Source organism: Streptomyces avermitilis MA-4680 = NBRC 14893, from assembly GCF_000009765.2.
Taxonomy (GTDB): Bacteria; Actinomycetota; Actinomycetes; order Streptomycetales; family Streptomycetaceae; genus Streptomyces; species Streptomyces avermitilis.
The window spans coordinates 6951763-6970687 of sequence record NC_003155.5; the positions used below are offsets into that span (position 1 = coordinate 6951763).

General features: G+C 69.3%; 18 protein-coding genes and 2 pseudogenes. 9 read left to right on the forward strand and 11 right to left on the reverse strand.

The window, feature by feature from the left end:
- Nucleotides 1-23: 23 nt before the first annotated feature.
- From SAVERM_RS29650 to SAVERM_RS40515, 3 genes are all read right to left on the reverse strand, one after another.
- Nucleotides 24-380, reverse strand: a complete 357-nt coding sequence (locus SAVERM_RS29650) for a hypothetical protein (protein WP_037645762.1) — start codon at nt 378-380, stop codon at nt 24-26.
- A gap of 129 nt (nt 381-509) precedes the next feature.
- The gene (locus SAVERM_RS29655; RefSeq protein ID WP_107082948.1) at nt 510-968 is read right to left on the reverse strand and encodes an SNARE domain-containing protein; all 459 of its coding nucleotides are present in this window, start codon (nt 966-968) and stop codon (nt 510-512) included.
- A 73-nt stretch (nt 969-1041) separates the two neighbouring features.
- A complete protein-coding gene (locus SAVERM_RS40515; RefSeq protein WP_078234540.1) occupies nt 1042-1308 on the reverse strand; it encodes a DUF397 domain-containing protein in 267 nt (88 codons plus the stop codon).
- A 350-nt stretch (nt 1309-1658) separates the two neighbouring features.
- On the opposite strand from SAVERM_RS40515, the gene SAVERM_RS40520 reads away from it, so the two are divergent.
- The 3 genes and pseudogenes from SAVERM_RS40520 to SAVERM_RS44980 all read left to right on the forward strand — a co-directional run bounded on the left by SAVERM_RS40520 (nt 1659) and on the right by SAVERM_RS44980 (nt 4935).
- Entirely contained in the window at nt 1659-4166 is a 2508-nt protein-coding gene (locus tag SAVERM_RS40520) for a hypothetical protein (protein WP_010987153.1), read from the forward strand.
- Between the two features lie 13 nt (nt 4167-4179).
- The gene (locus SAVERM_RS29665; protein WP_037645519.1) at nt 4180-4569 is read left to right on the forward strand and encodes a hypothetical protein; all 390 of its coding nucleotides are present in this window, start codon (nt 4180-4182) and stop codon (nt 4567-4569) included.
- Nucleotides 4570-4681: 112 nt separating this feature from the next.
- Nucleotides 4682-4935 (forward strand): annotated as a pseudogene (locus SAVERM_RS44980) (DUF6204 family protein).
- 19 nt (nt 4936-4954) lie between these two features.
- On the opposite strand, the gene SAVERM_RS29670 reads toward SAVERM_RS44980, so the two are convergent.
- Both SAVERM_RS29670 and SAVERM_RS29675 read right to left on the reverse strand, forming a co-directional pair.
- Nucleotides 4955-5197, reverse strand: coding sequence for a DUF397 domain-containing protein (locus tag SAVERM_RS29670; RefSeq protein ID WP_010987155.1), 243 nt, complete (start codon nt 5195-5197; stop codon nt 4955-4957).
- Nucleotides 5194-6036, reverse strand: coding sequence for a helix-turn-helix domain-containing protein (locus SAVERM_RS29675; RefSeq protein ID WP_010987156.1), 843 nt, complete (start codon nt 6034-6036; stop codon nt 5194-5196). The genes SAVERM_RS29670 and SAVERM_RS29675 overlap by 4 nt, the downstream gene beginning before the upstream one ends.
- Before the next feature lie 128 nt (nt 6037-6164).
- On the opposite strand from SAVERM_RS29675, the gene SAVERM_RS29680 reads away from it, so the two are divergent.
- The gene (locus SAVERM_RS29680) at nt 6165-6623 is read left to right on the forward strand and encodes an ATP-binding protein (RefSeq protein WP_010987157.1); all 459 of its coding nucleotides are present in this window, start codon (nt 6165-6167) and stop codon (nt 6621-6623) included.
- Nucleotides 6624-6630: 7 nt separating this feature from the next.
- Here SAVERM_RS29680 and SAVERM_RS29685 read toward each other — a convergent pair.
- Nucleotides 6631-9640 (reverse strand): annotated as a pseudogene (locus tag SAVERM_RS29685) (beta-galactosidase).
- A gap of 63 nt (nt 9641-9703) precedes the next feature.
- Here SAVERM_RS29685 and SAVERM_RS29690 point away from each other — a divergent pair.
- Nucleotides 9704-10162, forward strand: a complete 459-nt coding sequence (locus SAVERM_RS29690; protein WP_010987159.1) for an RrF2 family transcriptional regulator — start codon at nt 9704-9706, stop codon at nt 10160-10162.
- A gap of 176 nt (nt 10163-10338) precedes the next feature.
- Here SAVERM_RS29690 and SAVERM_RS29695 read toward each other — a convergent pair whose 3' ends face one another.
- The 4 genes from SAVERM_RS29695 to SAVERM_RS29710 all read right to left on the reverse strand — a co-directional run bounded on the left by SAVERM_RS29695 (nt 10339) and on the right by SAVERM_RS29710 (nt 14290).
- Nucleotides 10339-11208 carry an intradiol ring-cleavage dioxygenase gene (locus SAVERM_RS29695; RefSeq protein ID WP_010987160.1) on the reverse strand — a complete coding sequence of 290 codons (870 nt, stop codon included), beginning with the start codon at nt 11206-11208 and terminating at the stop codon, nt 10339-10341.
- Between the two features lie 127 nt (nt 11209-11335).
- A complete protein-coding gene (locus tag SAVERM_RS29700; RefSeq protein WP_010987161.1) occupies nt 11336-12526 on the reverse strand; it encodes an FAD-dependent oxidoreductase in 1191 nt (396 codons plus the stop codon).
- Between the two features lie 23 nt (nt 12527-12549).
- Entirely contained in the window at nt 12550-13344 is a 795-nt protein-coding gene (locus SAVERM_RS29705; protein WP_010987162.1) for a TetR/AcrR family transcriptional regulator, read from the reverse strand.
- Nucleotides 13345-13525: 181 nt separating this feature from the next.
- Complete coding sequence (locus SAVERM_RS29710; protein ID WP_010987163.1) at nt 13526-14290, reverse strand: intradiol ring-cleavage dioxygenase; 765 nt, start codon at nt 14288-14290, stop codon at nt 13526-13528.
- Between the two features lie 657 nt (nt 14291-14947).
- Here SAVERM_RS29710 and SAVERM_RS44985 point away from each other — a divergent pair.
- From SAVERM_RS44985 to SAVERM_RS29725, 4 genes are all read left to right on the forward strand, one after another.
- Nucleotides 14948-15088 (forward strand): hypothetical protein, encoded by a 141-nt coding sequence (locus SAVERM_RS44985; protein ID WP_237528912.1) that lies wholly within the window; start codon nt 14948-14950, stop codon nt 15086-15088.
- Between the two features lie 81 nt (nt 15089-15169).
- On the forward strand, nt 15170-15358 hold the full coding sequence (locus tag SAVERM_RS44990) for a hypothetical protein (protein WP_010987164.1): 189 nt from the start codon (nt 15170-15172) through the stop codon (nt 15356-15358).
- 75 nt (nt 15359-15433) lie between these two features.
- Entirely contained in the window at nt 15434-16138 is a 705-nt protein-coding gene (locus SAVERM_RS40530) for an ABC transporter ATP-binding protein (RefSeq protein WP_078234528.1), read from the forward strand.
- Nucleotides 16139-16340: 202 nt separating this feature from the next.
- Nucleotides 16341-17174 carry a serine hydrolase domain-containing protein gene (locus SAVERM_RS29725; RefSeq protein ID WP_010987166.1) on the forward strand — a complete coding sequence of 278 codons (834 nt, stop codon included), beginning with the start codon at nt 16341-16343 and terminating at the stop codon, nt 17172-17174.
- A 69-nt stretch (nt 17175-17243) separates the two neighbouring features.
- On the opposite strand, the gene SAVERM_RS29730 is transcribed toward SAVERM_RS29725, so the two are convergent.
- Nucleotides 17244-18893 (reverse strand): pyridoxal phosphate-dependent aminotransferase, encoded by a 1650-nt coding sequence (locus tag SAVERM_RS29730; protein ID WP_010987167.1) that lies wholly within the window; start codon nt 18891-18893, stop codon nt 17244-17246.
- Between the last annotated feature and the right edge of the window lie 32 nt (nt 18894-18925).

Sequence of the window (18925 nt, forward strand, 5' to 3'; positions counted from 1 at the left end):
ACCGCCGACGCGGCGGCGGGCAGTCAGTTGAAAGCGTCCGTCACGCAGTCCGCCCGGCACCTGGCGGCCTCGTAGCGTCGGCGGAGGGCGGCAGCCGCCTGTTCGCGCTCCACAGAGACGTGCCCGTAGTGCTGACGCGCCACGCTGATCACGTCGCCGACCGTGACGACAACCGGTTCGTCGTGTGCGGCCCTCCGGCGAGCCTCGGCGATCGCCATGTCCGCGGCGCGCAGCAGATTCCTGGATCGGTCCCGGGCCAGGGCCGCCTGGGACCGTTTTGCTGAGAGGGGGCGCAGGACGCGCCCCTTCCAGACAAGTCCGGCGGCGACAAGTACGAGGCCGAGCGCTATGAACAGGACTGCGCCGGGGTCGTGGGACATCCACCCAGTCTCCACCATCCGTACCATCCGTGCGGCCCGTGGGCGCAACTCAACTCTGCTCCCCACGCCAACCCAACGAGCGCCCAAGCCGACAGCCACCCACACCCCCAACGACTTCTGTTGGGACCTCTAAGGGGTGGCTACCCAGGTATAGACGGCGCCGCTCAGCGACACGACTACGCCGATGAAGACCGTCTGCGTCGTGACCGGGCGGTGCCAGAACATCCTGCTTGAGGAAGAGGCGGCCCGCTCGCGTTCCACCAGTCGTAGTGAGTCGATGGTGAGTGTGGTCGCCAAGCGCTCCTGAATTTTCATGATGACGTCTTCGGCCAAGGCGGCTGAGGCGCGAAGCCTCTTACCTTCTCGGTAGGCGCCGCCCAGGCTCGCGCCGCAGATCAAGCTGATGAGCCCGGCGACGCCATGCATGTCCGCGTTCAGCGCCGCTGCGTACGCGGTAGCCAGGATGGCTGTCCAGATCAGCATGGCGTTGACGACCTGGTACCCCCGCCCAATGCGGTTTTCGTACCACCGCCACGCGTGGTCAAGGGCAAGAGCCAAGGCTTCGTGATCAGCCCCCGATGACGTCATGAGAGCAAGGTGACAGGCCCCTTTCGCGCTGTCCAGATCGCCTTGGACTCCCACTCCAAACGATCTTTCGGGGTCAGCTCCGGGCGGCCGCGTGCGTGATGAAGCCCGCCCAGGCGGTGGGGGAGAGGGTGAGGTGAGGGCCCTGGGTGTTCTTGGAGTCGCGGATGTGGATGGTGGAGGGGCAGGTGGCGATCTCGACGCAGTCGTCGCCGGAGCCACTGCTGTAGGTGGACTTGCGCCAGGAGAGGGCGACTTCGACGCAGTCGCCGGAACCGCCGCTGCTGAAGGTCGACTTTGGCCGTCGAGCCCCGCTTCTGGACGCGGTCGATGACTTCCCCAGTGAGTGTGAGGCAGGTGCGCGTCGAAGCCCGTCCGGGAGATGCTCCCTGAACGGGCTTTGGCTTGAAGGTTGATAGACCGTCGATCACCCGATTGATACAAATGATCGAATAGTTGAGTCTGTGATTGTCAGCGGGGGCTGAGGATGACGGGTTGGGACATCGATTCCGTGGGCGTGCGGGCCATGCCACGCGAGCGGGCCGGGCGAAGTCGTGCGCAGACCATCCGGGGTAGGACTGGAGGCGCTCTGAGAGGAACGGCGCTGCGGGTGGCGTTCCAGGGAAGGCGAACGGTGGCCTCGCGGCACTCGTCCTGCCACAGCTCGGTGAGCGAATCGGGGGTGCAGTCCGGGTGATCAAGCCGGAGGCGATTCCGCAGTTCACGGGGAATCTGGAACAGCTGGAGAAGGACTACGGCAGTCTGAAGACGGTTGCCGGGAGTATTCGGACCACCGGCAAGGACGTGCACTCGCAGTTCCAGGGGTTGTCGGCGTATTACACGGCGCCGGAGGCGGAGCAGTTGTTCGCGTCGACGAAGCCGGTGGCCGATCGCGCGGACGGTTTCGCGGACGATCTGGAGAAGGTGTCCGGTGCCCTGTCGTCGTATGCGACCGAGGTGCGTCCGCTGGTCCAGAAGCTGGAGCAGCTGAAGCTGGACGCGACGAAGTTCGTCAGCTCGGTCGAGGGTGACGACGACTGGGAGTACGACGAGGACAAGATCGACGAGCACAACAAGATCCGGGATGACGTGACGGCGACGGTCGCGGCGTTCTGGGCGGCGGAGCGGACGTGTCACAACGCGATCACCAAGCTGTTCGGTGGGACGCAGATGGTGGCGGGTGACGGTTCGGACCGTAAGGACCAGTACGGGTTCAACGCGGACGACCTGAAGAACGCGAAGCTTCCCTGGGGTGACCCGATGGAGGAGAAGCATCACGTCTGGGAGGTCGGGCACTGGGTCAAGTCGTTCGTGTGGGACGGCCTGATCGTGGACGGCGTCTGGGGCACCATCAAGGGTCTGGGCACGCTGGTCGGGTTCGGCGGCTGGGACGCGATGGGGCAGGCCTGGAAGGGCCTCGCACAGCTCGCGACCGGTCTGGCGATCTCCTCGATTCCGGGTGCGAGCGCGCTGTTCTGGACTCTGCCGGACGACAAGCTGCCCTCCTGGCTGCGGGATTCGCGTACCGCGATGAAGGAGACCGGCAAGGCGCTGGTGGCGTGGGACGAGTGGGGCAAGAACCCCGGGCGTGCTGCCGGTGCGGTCACCTTCAACGTGCTGACCACCGTGTTCACCGGTGGTGCGGGCGGGGCGGCGGCCGGTGCCGGGAAGGCGGGCGCGGTCGCGAAGGTGCTGTCCGTCGCGGGCAAGGCGGGCAAGTTCATCGACCCGATGACGTACATCACCAAGGGCGCGGGCGCGGGGCTGTCGAAGATCGGTGACATCGCGAAGGGTCTGAAGGGGATCGGGAACATCGAGATCCCCAAGCTCCCCGACAACGCGATCACTCTCCCGGAGGGCGCGCTCAAACTCCCCGACGGGTCGGTGCATATCCCGGAGGGCGCGGCGATTCCGGAGGGCGCGGTCAAGCTGCCCGACGGCAACTTCAAACTCCCCGACGACACCCCGGCGTTCCCCGAGGGCACGACGAAACTGCCGACCGAGCCGGGTGCCCCGGCCCAGTACCTGGACCCGAAGGGCAACATCCTCGACCACCAGGGCAACGTGGTCGACAGCGTCGACAACGCGCCCACCGACGTGGTCGACAAGCCGTCCGCCGGCGGTAACCCGGCGGACGGTTCGGACGTGCCGCACACGCCCTCTCCGGTCAGGGAACCGGCGCTGGTCGGAGCGGGCTCGCACACCGCGGACAACGCCGCTCACGTCGGCGACAACGCCGGCCAGACGGTCCGCCTCGGCGACAGCCTGGGCGATGACCTCGGCGACGTAGGCCGCACCGGAGACAACGCGGGCACCCCGACCGTGCACGCGGGCGACAGTCTCCCCGGCCAGGCGGGCCACGATCTGTCCGGCGGACGTGCTGACGACGTGGACTCCACTCCCACCGCCGGCCACGACATGCCGGGCGGATCCACCACGGACACACTGCCTGGCGGCGGCCACGAGGTTCCGCACAAGGGCAGTGGCCTGGATGACGCAGGTCGCATAGGGGAGGATGCGAGCCATACCGGTGACCATGCGCCTGGTGAGCACGGGCACCACGGCGCAGGCGCTGAGGTCGCCCACGGCGGACATGATCCGGTGGATCACGGAATACCGGACGGCAATCCGGCGCATCCCTTCGACGACCACGCGGTTCCGCACGCGAGTGCACCCCACGACGGGCCCGGACTCGAAGGCAGGGGCACGCCTACGCCCACTCCACAGACGCATTCTCTGGGGCTGAAACGGGACGGCTTCTCCATGATGCGGCCGGATGACGCCTTCTACCGGGAAGCCTTGAAGTCGAAGCCGCTTCCCGGGCATTACGACGTCGTGGCTCATGGCACGCCACACAACACGTTGATGGACACGGCCGGAGGACGGGAACTCAATCCTCGGCAGTTGGCGGACATCGTTCGAAGGCGAGCCGACTACGCTCCTGGGACACCCATTAGGCTTCTGTCATGCAACACGGGCCATGTGGACGGGTCGTTCGCCTCGCAACTCGCACGCGATTTGGACGCACCCGTCATCGCTCCCGACGGCTTCCTCTACGCCGACCAGTGGGGACGCTTCGGAGTGCACCGTGACCTTCTTCTGTTCGTCAACAGCGTGCCAGCACTTCCGAATACCTTCTACCGCTACCATCCCGGTGGCTACGTCGAGGAAATCCCCCGCTCTGAGTGGGCTGTGGATTAGAGATAGGAGTCCTATGCGCATCCTCCCAGCCTTTACGGAAATCGATTCAGCGGATGCCGAACGATTTGAACAGATCTCCTTGCGGGAGCAGATCGGTCAGCTCGACGATTCTTTGCGTGAACCGTTGGCTCAGTATCTCGAGGGATCCCAGATGCTGATGTCTGCGGGGAACATCATTGACCCCCTCGGCGTGGAGAAGGGGCCTGTCGTTCCCTTTGGTTTCTCAACCGATGGGGAGTGGGCGTGGCCGACGTACTGGGCGTACTTTGTCCGCGAGTACGGAGTCTCGGCCCCGGATGACTTTATGGAGCACGTCAAGTCTCGCGGATTTGTGCCGACGGATCTCACGGACGAGCAAGCGCAGCAGGCGGCTGACGGTATTCAGAAGGCGCTGTACGGATAGCGTCGAGTCTCCTCCAGTGCAGCTGGCTCGGTGAATTTTCCACGTGAGGCTCGTCGGCCGGCTCCCGGAAACGCAGTGGCAGCGCGCCGATCCCGCTGGCTAGGGGCGCGGGATGAGTGATCGCATCTTCCGCGTCATCGTCCGGGGTGTCCTCGACGGGCTCACGCCCGACCAGCGTGCCGGGCTCCTCGCCCGTGCCGCGGAACACTACGTTCTGCGCGCGGCCTTCACGCCCGAGGGGTACCTCAGCTACGAGCCCGGCCCGCCTTCACGTTCCGCTTCCTGGACTTGGGAGAGGCCGAGGACCTCTCTCAGGCGCCCCTGGGCAAGCGGCAGCGGCGGGCTGCCGCCCAGAAGAACGGCTGAGGGGCAGAGGGGCAGAGGGTCAGGGCCGGGCGGTGTGGGTGACGAAGTCCGCCCAGGCGGTGGGGGAGAGGGTGAGGCGGGGGCCCTGGGTGTTCTTGGAGTCGCGGATGTGGATGGTGGAGGGGCAGGTGGCGATCTCGACGCAGTCGCCGTCGCCGCTGCTGCTGTAGCTGGACTTGCGCCAGGAGAGGGCGACCTCCACGCAGTCGTCGCCGGAACCGCTGCTGTAGCTGCTTTTGAACCAGGCCAGGTCGGTGCTCATAGTTCTCCTCGCATCCGTTCCAGCAGGCTCAAGGAGTCCACCAAGGTGAGAGCCTGTGAACGCATCCTGGCATACCGCTGCTTGAGCACGCTGACCACTTTTGAGTCGGAGATCAACAGCCCGCTTTGCTGGCCCTCGTTGTAAGCGAACCACTGGTTCTCTGGGGTCTCCAGCAGTCGGATCGGACCATGTAGCCCGGCATGCGACTCCCGCACCAACGGCATGATCTGGATCTCGACGTTTCGCAGCTGCGCGACCTCCATGATGTGGTCGATGAGCCCTCGTGTGACCCCCACACCGCCTGTCCGTCGCAGGAGCAGGTGCTCTTCGAGGATGAAGCTGAACGCGCTATTCGGGCGGTCCCGCAACAGCCGCTGACGGTCCGCCCGCGCCGCCCACTGAGCTTCGACCTGTTCGTCGTCCAGCGGCGGCAACTCATCCGCGAACAGTTGCCGCGCGTACGCCTCCGGCTGCAACAACCCCGGAACCATCCGGCATTCGTACGTATACAGGGTGATCGCGTTCGCTTCCAACCGCGCCCACTGCCTGAACCACGCCGCCAACCCCGGCTGCCGCGCCAGATGCCCCACCGCCTTCCGTAACGCCCCCGTGTTCCCCAGTACCTCCTCCGCCCGCTCCACGAACGTCGGATCCGGCATGCGTCGGCCCAACTCCACCGACGCCACCGTGTGTTTGGAGAACCGCACCCGCTCCCCGAACTCCTCCCGGCTCAGCCCCGCATGCTCCCGCAGCGCCTGGACAACCGCCCCGAACGTCCGCAGACTGTCCGACGCGTCCGGCTCGCCGCCGCCCGTCCCCACCGCACCATCGACCGCCATCGGTCACCTCCCGCGGGCCATGGTTACGCCCAGTGACCGGTACTGTCCACCCCGTAGCCACGTACGCTCGCGCAACGTACGTGGCGCCGACCTGGTGAAGTGCCCTCGATCACCGCCACATTGGGGGCATGACCGCACCATCCGTCCCCCAAAGCCCGGTTACCGTACGTGTGTTCACCCAGCGCCTCAGTGCCACCCCGCTCGGCGCCCGCCTCGCCCGGCATCTCGCCCTGAACCAGCTGCACGCCTGGGGCATCCCGCACGGCTCGCGCGCGTCCGACACCGTCGCCGTGATCGTCGCCGAGCTGGCGGCGAACGCCGTGACCCACGGCCGCGTACCGGGCCGCGACTTCGAACTGCGGCTCTCGCTCGTCCCGGGCAGCGTCCGTATCGAGGTCACCGACACCCGCGACGAACTGCGCCCGCCCGGCCCCGGCGACGTACGGTCGCCGGAGCCCTTCGAGGAGTCCGGGCGCGGGCTCCTCCTCGTCGAGGCGCTCGCCGACCGGTGGGAGGTGCTGGACCGCGACCCGCCCGGCAAGACCGTACGAGCCGAGGTCGACGTGCCGCGCGGAAAGCGGGCGTGATGCCTCCTCAGTTCCTCCGACCCGGAGAGTCCACCAGCGTCACCGGGACCCCGCCGGCCGCCCGTCCCAGCAGCGTCAGTTCCACCTTCCCCGGCCCCGACGACGTCGTCCCGTCGGACAGGACGGCGAGGGCGAGTGTGTTCGGCCCACGTGTGTTCAGTACCCCGTTCGGCAGGACGAAGGTGTGCTGGGGACCTACGTCGTTGATGTACTGGCCCATGTTCCAGCCGTTGAGGAAGATCTGTACGCGGTAGGCGCGGGCGGGGTCGTCGTCCGTGAGGGTCAGTCCGATCGAGGCGTCCACCTCCGGGTCCACGGTCAGCCGGAAGCCCGTCCGGTACCAGGTCACGCCCTGCCGACGCTCGCTGCGCGGGAAGTCGGCCGCCGGCCAGCGGCCGTCAGCGAACCCGGGCAGGTGCCAGCCGTTGCGCTCCCCGTACAGACCGCCGTTGTTCAAAGGCCCCCGCACCGGGTCGGGGGCCGCCTCACCCTGAATGCGCCAACTCACCTCCGGTGAGGCGCCATTGAAGGTCACCGAGGACAGACCCCGCCCCGCCTTGTGGCTGTCGTTCGCCTTGCCGTCCTCGTCGTGCTGCATCCGGCGGACGAGGACGGCAAGGACGTGCGGGCCGGCGTCCGTCGTCTCCCTCACCTCGACCGGGAAGGTCGCCGTCGCCGACCAGGTCCCCTTCCGCACCGTCTTCTTGTCCGGCACCGGCATCCGGTGCGTGCCCAGCGGCTTCCCGTCCAGCCACGCCATCAGCAGCCCCTGCGTGCCCGTGACATAGGAGAAGGACACCGTGTCGGCAACGGAGCCGCCCTCGAAACGGCCCCGGTACCAGACGTCCCCGTAGTGGAAGCCGTAGTCGTCGGAGAAGAGGACCGGCCCGCCGGTGGGTACGGGCGTCGTGCTGTACGACGACGTCCGGTCGGCCGTCCGCCATGCCGAGTCGTCGAAGTCGGCGGCGGACTCCGGGTTCTCGGCCTGTCGGCGCCAGCCGGTGAGCGCGGGCAGCGTCACCTTCGGAGCGCCGGGCAACCGCCGCACGGCCCGCAGACTGCCGGAGGCCGTGGCGCGCGTCCGCACCGTGCGCCGGTTCCACACCACGTCGGACACCCCGCGCGGCGCCCACACCTCCAGGTCCGCGTCCTTCACCGTGTCCCCGGCGAGGTGCACGGTGGTGCCGCGTACCGTCGCCGTCCGCAGCAGCGCCGGGCCGCGTACCAGGACCGACCCCGACGGGGTGTCGTACCGCCACAGCCGCGCGGAGGCCTCGTCGTCGGCGAAGAGCAGGAGGAGAGGGGCGGTGGCGCCGCCGCCCTCCACCAACACCCTTGCCGCGGCGCCGGGTTCGGCGTCCACCCGTAGCGCGCCGTCCGTGTACGCGTAGCGGGCCGTCCCCTCCAGCACCGTGACCTTCGGCTTGCTCGCGCACTCCAGCAGCGTCTCCGTCGGATCGCCCGGCCGGCCGGTGAACACGGCGATGTCCTGGCGCCCGGCGGTGAGCCACAGCATGGGCTGGGCGCTGGAGTACCGCAGCCTGCGGCGCCCGAGCGCGATTCCGGTGGCGATCAGCCGGGCGTCGAGGCCGGGCACGGGCACGGTGACGGACGTCTCGGAGTCGAGGTGGAGGGAGACGCGGCGGTCGTCGGATGTGTCGTTGCGCAGCACGTGGAAGTGCGCCTTCGTGTCCGGGTTGACGAGGTGGTACGCCTTGATTCCCTCAATCCCCTTGATCCCCAGGTCGGCGCCCCCCTCGCCGCCCGCCTCGTCGATCGTGACGTCGTCCGCCCGGTCCAGCTTCGCCAGCTCGGGCACGGACTGGAGCAGATGCCCGAGCTGATGCATCGGGACCAGCTTCGCGGTCGGCTGCCGGGCCTCGTCGAGGGCGGCTCCGTAGTCGTACGACGTGTAGACGATCGGCGCGGGCAGCCAGCCCCAGGATGTGCCGCCGAAGGTCATGTAGACGTTGTGGAGCTTGATGCCGTTGGCGAGGTTGGTGAGATAGAAGCGCCGCTCGTACGCCGCGTCCCGCGTCCGGCGCGACTCGGCGTACCCCTTGCCGTCGAACTCGGCCCCGCCCCAGGGATCGAACCAGCCGCCGCCGAACTCGGGGACGAACCCCGGGGTCCGGGGGCTGGCCGTCGACCCGCCCTTCACCCCGCCGACGCCGAAGTACCCCCAGTCGGGCGGCGGCGCGGAGGGGGAAGGATAGCCGTCGAAGCCGTACAGCCAACGCCCGGTCTCGCCGCCCGTGTCGAAGGTGCCGGGCGCCCAATGTCCGTTCCGGCCCTTGTCGTTGTGGAAGAGGGGGACGTCGATGCCGTCAGCGCGGACCTTGGCGTACAGGTGGGCCATGTAGTCGCGGCCGAGGGGACTGGTGACGTGGTCGGCGTACTCGTTCTCCACCTGGTAGAGGACGATCGTGCCGTCGCCCCGGGTGAACAGGTGCCGGGCCGCGATCCGGTCGACGGCCGTCAGCCACTCGTCCACGTACGACAGGTAGGTCGGGTCGGAGGTGCGGGCCGTGCCCTCGGTGGCGGTCAGCCAGCCGGGGAAGCCGCCAGCGTCGACCTCGGCGTTGATGTACGGGCCCGGTCGCAGGATGACGTACAGGCCGGTCTCGGCGGCGATGCGCAGGAACAGGTCGAGGTCGCGGACACCGGTGAAGTCGTACGAGCCGGGGGCGGGGGAGTGGTAGTTCCAGGAGACGTAGATGCTGACGGCGTTGTAGCCGTGGGCGCGCATCTTCTGCAGGACGTCCCGCCACAGGGACGGGCTCGGCAGCCGGAAGGGGTGCACCTCGCCGGACCACAGGACGACCCGCTTGCCGTCGATGAGCAGGGAGTACTGGTCGAAGCCCACCGTGTGCGGGCGGCCGTCCGGGGCCGGGGGGCCGGGGGCCGGGCCGGTGGGGGCGGTGGCGGCGGCGTACACGCCGGTGCTCCCGCCGAAGCGCCAGACCGAGCGCGGCGGTGCCGGCGATCGCGCTGAAGGTACGTCTGCTCAACACCAACGGAGTCTCCTCGGGGGCGCGGGTGCGGCCATTGTCCACAGCGCGACGCCCGACAATGGGCGTATGAGGATCTCGGCACGAGCGGATTACGCGGTACGGGCGGTACTGGAACTCGCCGTCCGCGAGGACGACGGCCCGGTGAAGGCGGAGGCCATCGCCGCCGCGCAGGACATTCCGCACAAGTTCCTGGAGGGGATCCTCGGCGATCTGCGCCGCGGCGGCCTGGTCGCCAGCCGGCGCGGCGGCAACGGTGGCTACCGCCTCGCGCGCGCCGCCGACACGATCACCGTCGCCGACGTCATCCGCGCGGTCGACGGCCCGATCGTGTCCGTACGCGGTGAACGGCCCACCGGCCTCACCTACACCGGCTCCGCCGAACCGCTGCTGCCGCTGTGGGTGGCCCTGCGCGCCAATGTGCGCAAGATCCTGGAGGGCGTCACGCTCGCCGACATCGCGGCGGACGCACTGCCCGCACCGGTACGGGAACTGGCCGCGGAACCGGCGGCCTGGGAGAACCCGTGAGGCCGGAGCCCGCGGCCTGGGAGAACCCCTGAGGATTCCGGGTGTGGTGTGGTCCGCCGCGCGCTGTGGGCTGCCGCCCTGGCGTACTCGATCCGCGCCCGTCCGGGGGAGAGGGCGGCGGAGGCCGAGTCGGCCGAGGAGCGGCAGCCCGTGACCGCGTAGCGGGAGTCGACGGCTCAGCTGGAGCTGTCGACACCCACGGTCAGTGTCGCCTTGTAACCGTCCGACACACTGGAGCCGAGCGCGGTCAGCGTCAGCAGACCACTCGACGCGCCGCCGTCGTCGTAGATGGAGTCGTCGTCGAGCTGGGTCTCCTTCGTGGTGTTGTCCGAGTACGGCGAGATGGCCTGGATCTCGGTGTTGATGTCGGCGTCGAAGAACAGCTGGCCGGTGTGGATGACCTCGCCGCCGGTGTACGAGTCGTCGGTGAGCGTCACATCGGTGTGCACCCGCATGTGGACGTGCACGGCCCGCGAGACGTAGTGCCCGGGCCAGATGGAGATGAGCTTGACCTGGCCGTCGGAGTCGGTCAGCTGCCCGCCGCGCAGGAAGGTGCCGTCGTCCTCCTCGGTGTGGCCGTTGCGGCCGACGAAACCGGAGTACTCGCCGAGCGCGTCGCAGTGCCAGATCTCGACGAGGGCGTCGGCGAGCGGGGCGCAGTCGTTCGCGGTGTCGACGACGGTGAGGGTGTACTGGACCTCGACGCCCTCCTTGTCCTCCCGGATGTCCTCGCGGACGAGGGCGCCGTCGAGGGAGTACGGGCCCTCGGTGACCTCGGCGTTCAGGGTGCAGACGCCGGAGGAGGTGGTGGCGGACGTGGAGGCGGACGTGGTCGCGGAACCTGATGTGTCGGCCTTCGTCGTGCTGTCCGTGACCGGGTCGGCCGAGGCCATGCCCGCGATGGCGAGTCCGCCCGCCACTGCCATGGTGCCGCCGCCGATGAGGATACGGCGCCGCTGAACACTCTTGTCCCGACGGTGGCTCGCGGGCTGCGGGACGTTGTTGTCGTTCTGCTCGTGTTGCGCTTGGTTCTCAGTCATGGACATGGAAATTAGGGGCGCACCTGAGGACAGCCTTGATGCGGCGCTGTGAATGAGCTGGGGACCTAACTCCCAACCTCTGTGTTATGCACCGGAGTTGGGACGCACTCCGCGCGTCGCGTGCCTTATTCGGTCAGCGGTCGGACGGCTCGTGCCCACTCATCATGCCGACCAGTTCCTCCAGGGCGTTCGGGCCGAACATGAAGGTGAGGTTCGCCGCGGACTCGCCGGCGGCCCGGTGGCTGCGGGGGAACAGGGACCGCTCGTAGGCCGTGAGGGCGGACTCCGGGTCGGCGGGGTGGGCGGCCAGGGCCGTGGCCAGTTCCGCGCCGTCCAGCAGGGCGAGATTCGCGCCCTCGCCGGCGAACGGGGACATCAGGTGGGCCGCGTCGCCGAGGAGCGTCACGCCCGCGGTGCGCTCCCAGCGGTGGTCGACGGGCAGGGCGTGGATCAGGCGCGGGACCAGCGCTCCGTCGGCGTCGGTGATCAGGGCGCGCAGACGGTCGTCCCAGTCCTCGAAGTGCGTCAGGAGGGTCTTCTTGGCGGTGTCGGTGTCGGTGCCGGTGAAGTCGATGGTCGACAACCAGTCCTCGTCGGCCTTGAGGGCGACGTACGCGTGCACCGAGCCGTCGGTCTCCAGGTGGGTGAGGATCCCCTTCCCCTCGGCGAGCGCGAACATCGATCCGCCGCCGACCAGTTCGGCCGCCGCACGGTGCCGGGTGGCCGCCTCGTGCAGGTCGGCCTCGACGAAGGAGATGCCCGTGTAGGCGGGGGTGGCCGGGGAGAGCAGCGGGCGGATCCGTGACCAGGCCCCGTCCGCGCCGATCAGTACGTCCGTCGTGAACACGCTGCCGTCCGCGAGCGTCACCTCGTGACGGCCCCCGCCCAGCGCCCGCGCGCCCGTCACCTTCGCGCCCCAGCGGATCGTGCCCTCGGGCAGCGAGTCGAGGAGGATGCGGCGCAGATCGTTGCGGTCCACCTCGGGGCGGTCGCCCTCCTCCGGACGGTCGCCCTCCTCGTGCCGGACCGTGCCGTCCTTGTCGAGGATGCGGGTCGCCTCGCCTCCGGGGTGCACGATCGCCCGGAACTCCTCGTAGAGCCCGGCGGCCCGCAGTGCGGCCTGCCCCGACTCCCCGTGGATGTCGAGCATCCCGCCCTGGTGGCGGGCGGTCGGGGACGCGTCGGCTTCGTAGACCGCCGCTTCGATGCCGTGGACGTGCAGGACCCGGGCCGCGGCGAGACCGCCGAGACCGGCGCCGATGACGGCTATGGGGTGGTGGGTGGATGTGTGGGTGGATCCGTGCGCGGATGCGTGCGTGGACATGGTGAGCTCCTTGAAGGGTGGTCTTACGGTGTGGTGTCCGTGGCCGTGTCCGGGGCTGAGTTCTTGTCCGCGCCCGCGCCCGCGCCCGCGCCCGTGCCCGCGTCCGCGCCCGTGCCCGCGGCCGGGGTCGTGTCCGGGTCCGGTGCCGTCACGATTCCGCTGAGCAGCACCTGGAAACCCCAGGCCAGGCGGGCTTCGCCGGCCCCGGCGATCAGGTCGGGGCCAAGGGCGGTGATCTGCGGGTGCCGGTCCGGCGAGGAGTTGTCCAGTACGGCGGTCAGTGCCTCCCGGTCCCGCTGCGCGTCGGCGCTCTCGGCCCGCGTGGAGTGCTCGGCCGCCGTCGCCGTCCCGTACTGGAGCAGCAGGTCCAGGCCCCAGGCCGCCCGCTCCGGCGCCGCCCCGCCCTCGGCGAGCAGCGCGAGGACCGCCTCCACCAGGTCGAGGTAGTGCTCCCCGGACGGGCGGGCCACCAGCGCCGAGCGGGCGAGCGCCGGGTGCTCGAACAGCACCTCCACGTACGACGTCAGCAGGCGTGCGAGCCGGTCGCGCCAGTCGCCCGCGGACCGGACGGGGGACAGGTCCACCTCGCCCAGCAGCTCGTCCAGGACGGCCGCGTGCAGCTCCGCGGTGTTGCGGACGTACACGTACAGCGACGCCGGGCCCGTGTCGAGCTCCTGGGCCAGGCGTCGCATGGTGACCCGCTCCAGCCCCTCGGCGCGCATCAGCTCGACGGCGGTCGCGACGATCCCGGCCCGGGTCAGGGCCGGTTTGGCGGGCCGCTCGCGGCGGCTTCGGGGGGAGGGGGAGTGCGGTGTCATACGAAGACAGTAACGAACATGTTCGCTACGAACAAGGACGTAGCGAACATGTTCGTTCGCGATGTCGCGCAGGGACGAGATCACGCAGGCACGAGATCACGCAGGCACGAGATCACGCCGGAACGGGATCACGTCGGGACGAGATCGCGCCGGAACGGGATCACGTCGAAACCGGATCAGCTCAGCCCTGGTCGACCCCCAGCGTGAGCGTCCCGGCGTACCCCGATGACGTCGAGCTGCCCAGTGCCGTGAGCGTGAGCAGGCCGGACGCGGCGCCTCCGTCGTCGTAGATGGAGTCCTGCGCGAGCGTGGTGCGGGTGACCGTGTTGGTCGAGTACGGGGAGATCTTCGCGACCGCCGTCGTCACCGTCTCGTTGAAGAACAACTGGCCGGTGTGCAGCTCCTGGCCGCCCGTGAACGAGCCGTCGGAGGTGAGCGTGACGCCGGTGTGCACCTTGACGTGGATGTGGACGCAGCGGCCGCGGTACCAGCCGGGGTAGATCGAGGTGATGTTCGCGACGCCGCTGGAGTTCGTCAGCACGCCGCCGCGCAGGAACTTGCCGTTGTCCGGCTCCGAGTGGCCGTTGTTGCCGACGAATCCGGAGTACTCGCCGAGCGCGTCGGAGTGCCAGAGCTCCACGAGCGCGTTGCTGATGGGGGCGCAGGTGGAGTCGTCGACGACGGTGAGCGCGAGCTTGAGCGGTATGCCCGCCTTGCCCTCGGTGATGTCGGCGCGGACGAGGGCGCCGTCGAGGTAGTAGGGGCCTTCGGTCATCTCCTTCGTGAGGGTGCAGACGGCCGCCGCGGCGGCGGGGGCCGCGTCCTTCGCGTCGGCTGTGGGGGCTTCAGTCGCGGCGGCGGCGCTCACGGCCAGGGTGACGGCCGTGGCGCCGGTCGCGATCAGTACGGTGCGACGCCCGATCGAGGGCTCTGAAGTGTCTGTCATGAACACGGCACCGTAGGAACACTTCCTGTTGAAGCGCTGTGCGTTGGGCAAAGTGACATGCCGTCAAGTACCTTGCCGGACGCGGTGGTTCACCTATGGCTGCGTCGGCCGATGGCTGACGCGGGCGCTGGCGGTGAACGGCAGCCCGCACTGAACACCCTTCACGCGTCCCGCCTCGGCGAGGCTTCCGGGTTCCGTGATTGTGACGTAAGTGGCCTGAAATCACGGGCATGTGACGGGAGCGGGGTGTGCCGCAGGCGTCGTTCGGGTGCGCCGGAAGCGTTGACGCGCGCGGGTGCCGAGTTCGCGAACGGCGTCCTGGTCGAGCGTGTTGAGGTCGTCGCCTGATGGCACGTCACCCAACCTGCCTCTGTTGGCAATTGCTCTGCACCTCAAGGTCGGGAGCCTCGTCCTCGGTGCAGCCGGCCAAGCGCAACGGTGTCCCCGGGGGACGACCTATGATCATGAACCGGACATCACGCACTTCCTCAAAATGTAGAGCGTCAAGGAAAAGCAAAGAACCCCATGGATGGGGCGGGTCAAATCGGGATATATTTCGGTTATTTCTGTCTTCATTTTTCCTGCCTCCTGTTAAGTTTTGCCGCGACTCTGGACGTAACACGACCAACCAGGGCCAAGTAAGAAACGGGAGGAATAATGCGTAAGTTGGCAGTCGGTGTTCTTGCCGGCGGACTTTTCGCCCTTGGCGCCGGGACCGCGATGGCGGTCTCCTGGCACACCATTCCGACGCTCAGCACCGGTGGCGCCTCGTTCACGGGCGGCACGTACGCGTTCTGACCCTCGGGCCAGAACCACGGCGCGTTCGAATGGGCGGGGAATCTGAACGACGCCGACAACGGTGACGGGCACAACGTCTACATGCAGGTGCGGGTCGAGGGCTACGACTGGAGCCGCTACAACGGCAAGCAGAAGAAGTCCGTCCCCCTCGACAAGCTGAACTGGGACGGCGCCGCCCTTCACACCGACGACGCGTACATACGCGTCTGCCGTGACAAGGGCTCACTGAACCCTGACAACTGCTCGCCGACCAAGCACTACCAGAGGTAGTCGGTCGCTCCGGCAAGACCGCGGGCTCAGGGCGTACCCCTGGGCCCGCACGCTTCTTTGGGGGAAGCCAACAGCATGTCAGAAATTCTTACTGCTACGGGAGTTGACCTCTCCTACGGCAATCAGCCGGCCGTTCGCGACGCTCACCTCTCGGTCTCCCCCGGGGAAGTCGTGGCGATCACCGGGCAGAGCGGTTCCGGCAAATCCTCGCTGCTGTATTGTCTCGCCGGCGTCCTGCCCGCCACCCGCGGTCAGGTGCGGTTCGAAGGGCGGGCACTCGGCGACCTCGCCGACGAGGAGATCAGCGTGCTCCGCCGGGAGCGCTTCGGATTCGTCTTTCAATACGGCGAGTTGCTCCCGGAACTCACCGTCGAGGAGAACACCGCCCTGCCGCTCCGCTTGGCCGGGCAGCGCAAGGGACCCGCGCTCGCGGCAGCCGGCGAGGTGCTCGAACGTCTCGGACTCGGCGGACTGCGTGAGCGTCGGCCCGCACAGGTCTCCGGCGGGCAGAGCCAGCGCGTCGCTGTCGCGCGTTCTCTGGTCCACCGACAGTGCGCCCAAGTCGTGCTGCCGCTGGGTTTCGGCCTGGTTCTGGCACTCGTCACGGGCAAACTCGCCGAGTCCAGTTACCTGATCACCGGGGGCGGCACGGTCCGCTGGGATCTGCCCGGCGTCCCACTGCTGGCACTCGCCGCGGCAGGCGTGGTAGCGGCTGCGGCGGCGAGCTCGCTGCCACTGGTAGGCCGCCGTGTCGACCCGGAACTGATCCGCCGCGACTGACCGGCCGGCCGCACACGACCGACGACCGGTCGTGCGTATGCCTCCGCCGCTCCTCTGCCGGCAGCCCCCACCGGAATCACCTTCCAGCGGGGGCTGCCGGATGAGAGCACCCGTCCCAGCGTCGTTCGGTGGTTCTTCCGCCCTGCGCCGTACCGTCTCGCCCGATTGAAAGATCCGGCTCGCCCCAGTCGAAGGCCCCATCGTGCGCCGTACCCCGACCTGCGTTCTGAGCGACGCGGCTCCCCCCGACGTCGGCGACGGTCATGCCCTGGACCGTTTCGTCGAAATCGGCTCGCTCACCAAGGTCGTCACCGGCACCGCACTGACCCGCATGGCCGCGGCCGGGGTGCTCGAGCTCGACGATCCCGTCGAGCGGTGGCTTCCCGCGGCCCCCGGTACCGGGATCACGCTCCGGCACCTGGCCCAGCACACCTCCGGCCTCCCCCGTCTGCCGCCCCGCGTCTCCCGTCGGGACCCGTACGCGGAGTTCGACCGTCCCGCGCTGCACCGGCTGCTGCACCGGCTCGACGCGATCGCCACCCGCCCTGCCGGCCGTCAGGAGGAGTACTCCAACCTCGGCTACGCCGTCCTCGGCGAGGCCCTGAGCGCCGCGGCCGGCACCGGCTACGAGGAGCTGGTGACCGAGTACGTCCTTCGTCCGCTGGACTTGGCGGAGGTGACCGCGCACCCGGACCCGAGCAGGCGCCTGCCCGCCCCGGGGCTCTTCGGTTGGCCCCGCAGGCCGTGGACGATGCACGGCGCGATCCTGCCCGCGGGAGGCCTGTGGGCCACCCCGCGCGCGGCGGCCGACCTGGTCGTACGCCTCCTGGTGGAACGCCGGCTGGGGGAGCCCGCGCCGACCTGGCAGACGGCGGGCCCCCTGCGCTGGCACAACGGGGCCACGCGTGACGCCTCGGTCTTCGCCGGAGCGCTGGACGACGGCCGCTGGGTGCTGATCCACCGCCTCAACGCGGCGCCGGACGACACCGACCGGGCCGGCATCGAGGCGCTCAAGCGGAGCCGGGCCGCCTCCTGACACCGGCGCCCGCCTCGACCGGCAGGCCCGGCAGGGAACGCCGGGGGCGACGGGAGGGTGCCGACGGACCTAGCCGACCTGGTTGTACATCGCCCCCGCGGCCGGCCAGCCCGTCGGCTCCGGTGTCGGTTCCGGCTGGGTGCGGCCTCTGACCTGGGCGGCGGTCAGGCCCTGTGCGGCGCCCATGCCCCGGCGGTTGTTCTGTGCGGCGCTGGCGAGACCGGGCATGCCGGTCTGCGCCACCGCCGTCAGCCCGGCGGCCGGGGCGGGGGCCATGCCCGGCATGGGCGCGTTGGGGGCGGGAGCCATGCTCGGCATGGCCGCGGCCGGCGCGGCGTACGGCATGGGGGCCGGCGCGGGCATCGCGGGGGCGGGCATGGGAGCGGGCGCCGGCATCGCGGCCGGGGCCGGTGTCGGGTACGGAGACTGCGGCGGGTAGGGGTTCTGCGCCTGGGCGGCCCCCGGTGCCAGGGACTGCATCCCCGCCGCCTGGGCCGCCAGACCCGGCATCCCCGCCCCGTTCGTCTCCCCCACCAACCGGTCCACCGCCGCCGTACCCGAGCTGTAGCTGGTCCCTGTGCCCAGCTCGGGCACGGCGGCTCCCCTCCTGGTCCCGTAGAGCACCTGTTCCAGGCCGGACACCAGGCGACGCACGTCCACCTGGGGGCGCACCACGAGTCGCAGGAAGCGGCTGGATGAACCGATCTTGTTGCCGCACTCGCGGACCAGGATGCGGTGCTCGGTGAGCAGTCGGTCCCGGACCACGGTGCCTTCGGCGCCCACGGGGAGGCGCACGAAGAGGAAGTTGCCCTGCGACGGGTAGACCGTCAGACCGGGCAGCGCGGAGAGCTGGCGGGCCATGTCGAGCCGGTCCCGGCGGACCATGTGCAGGCTCTCCAGGTATTCGGCGCCGTGCTCCTTGAGCATGAACACCACGGTCTCCGCGAAGGAGTTGAGGTTCCACTTGGGCAGCATGGAACGCACCTTGCCCGCGAGGGCAGGGTTGGCGACGAGATAGCCGAAGCGGATGCCGTGCAGGCCGAAGTTCTTGCCGAGGCTGCGCAGCACGATGACGTTGGGGCGCATCACCGCGTCCTCGACCACGCTCGGTTCGTTCTCCGCGTCGGCGAACTCCAGGAACGACTCGTCGATGACGATCAGGTCCAGGTCCGCCATCGCGTCCATGAACTGGATCAGCGACTGGCGGGGGATGAAGCCGCCGTCGGGGTTGTTCGGGTTGCAGATGACGGCGACCCGGGTGCCGCGGGCCCGTATGAACTCGGCGTACTGGGCGAGGTCGAGGGCGAAGCCGCTGGACTCCTGGAGCGGGAACATGTCGACGCGCTTGCCGGTCTCCATCGGCTGGTCGGTCCAGCGGCCGAAGGTGGGGACGGGGATGGCGAGGGACTCGCGGACCAGCAGATGGTCGATCCAGGTGATGAGTTCGGTGGATCCGTTGCCCATCGCGACGCACTGCGGCGGCAGCTGGAGCAGATTGCACAGCTCGGCCGTGATGGTGTCCGCGCTGCTCGGGTAGTACGTGATGATCTCCCGCAACCGGCCGGCCAGGTCGTCGAACATGGCGGGCGTCGGGAAGTACGGGTTGCAGGGAATACAGAAGTCCACCGGGCCGGCCCCGTCGCTCTCCCGCGTCAGCGCGGCCATCGACGGGCTGTGCGCCGACGTGCTGCGGAACAGCGAGGTGACGTTTTCGGCCATGGAACCTCCGTAGGGGACGGGCCCGCTGGGGA

What these genes read in the sequence shown, in the direction of transcription:
- SAVERM_RS29650 (WP_037645762.1), bottom strand. Translation starts at nt 380, where the DNA reads ATGTCCCACGACCCCGGCGCAGTCCTGTTCATAGCGCTCGGCCTCGTA.
- SAVERM_RS29655 (WP_107082948.1), bottom strand. Translation starts at nt 968, where the DNA reads ATGACGTCATCGGGGGCTGATCACGAAGCCTTGGCTCTTGCCCTTGAC.
- SAVERM_RS29665 (WP_037645519.1), top strand. Translation starts at nt 4,180, where the DNA reads ATGCGCATCCTCCCAGCCTTTACGGAAATCGATTCAGCGGATGCCGAA.
- SAVERM_RS29670 (WP_010987155.1), bottom strand. Translation starts at nt 5,197, where the DNA reads ATGAGCACCGACCTGGCCTGGTTCAAAAGCAGCTACAGCAGCGGTTCC.
- SAVERM_RS29675 (WP_010987156.1), bottom strand. Translation starts at nt 6,036, where the DNA reads ATGGCGGTCGATGGTGCGGTGGGGACGGGCGGCGGCGAGCCGGACGCG.
- SAVERM_RS29680 (WP_010987157.1), top strand. Translation starts at nt 6,165, where the DNA reads ATGACCGCACCATCCGTCCCCCAAAGCCCGGTTACCGTACGTGTGTTC.
- SAVERM_RS29690 (WP_010987159.1), top strand. Translation starts at nt 9,704, where the DNA reads ATGAGGATCTCGGCACGAGCGGATTACGCGGTACGGGCGGTACTGGAA.
- SAVERM_RS29695 (WP_010987160.1), bottom strand. Translation starts at nt 11,208, where the DNA reads ATGTCCATGACTGAGAACCAAGCGCAACACGAGCAGAACGACAACAAC.
- SAVERM_RS29700 (WP_010987161.1), bottom strand. Translation starts at nt 12,526, where the DNA reads ATGTCCACGCACGCATCCGCGCACGGATCCACCCACACATCCACCCAC.
- SAVERM_RS29705 (WP_010987162.1), bottom strand. Translation starts at nt 13,344, where the DNA reads ATGACACCGCACTCCCCCTCCCCCCGAAGCCGCCGCGAGCGGCCCGCC.
- SAVERM_RS29710 (WP_010987163.1), bottom strand. Translation starts at nt 14,290, where the DNA reads ATGACAGACACTTCAGAGCCCTCGATCGGGCGTCGCACCGTACTGATC.
- SAVERM_RS44985 (WP_237528912.1), top strand. Translation starts at nt 14,948, where the DNA reads ATGCGTAAGTTGGCAGTCGGTGTTCTTGCCGGCGGACTTTTCGCCCTT.
- SAVERM_RS44990 (WP_010987164.1), top strand. Translation starts at nt 15,170, where the DNA reads ATGCAGGTGCGGGTCGAGGGCTACGACTGGAGCCGCTACAACGGCAAG.
- SAVERM_RS40530 (WP_078234528.1), top strand. Translation starts at nt 15,434, where the DNA reads ATGTCAGAAATTCTTACTGCTACGGGAGTTGACCTCTCCTACGGCAAT.
- SAVERM_RS29730 (WP_010987167.1), bottom strand. Translation starts at nt 18,893, where the DNA reads ATGGCCGAAAACGTCACCTCGCTGTTCCGCAGCACGTCGGCGCACAGC.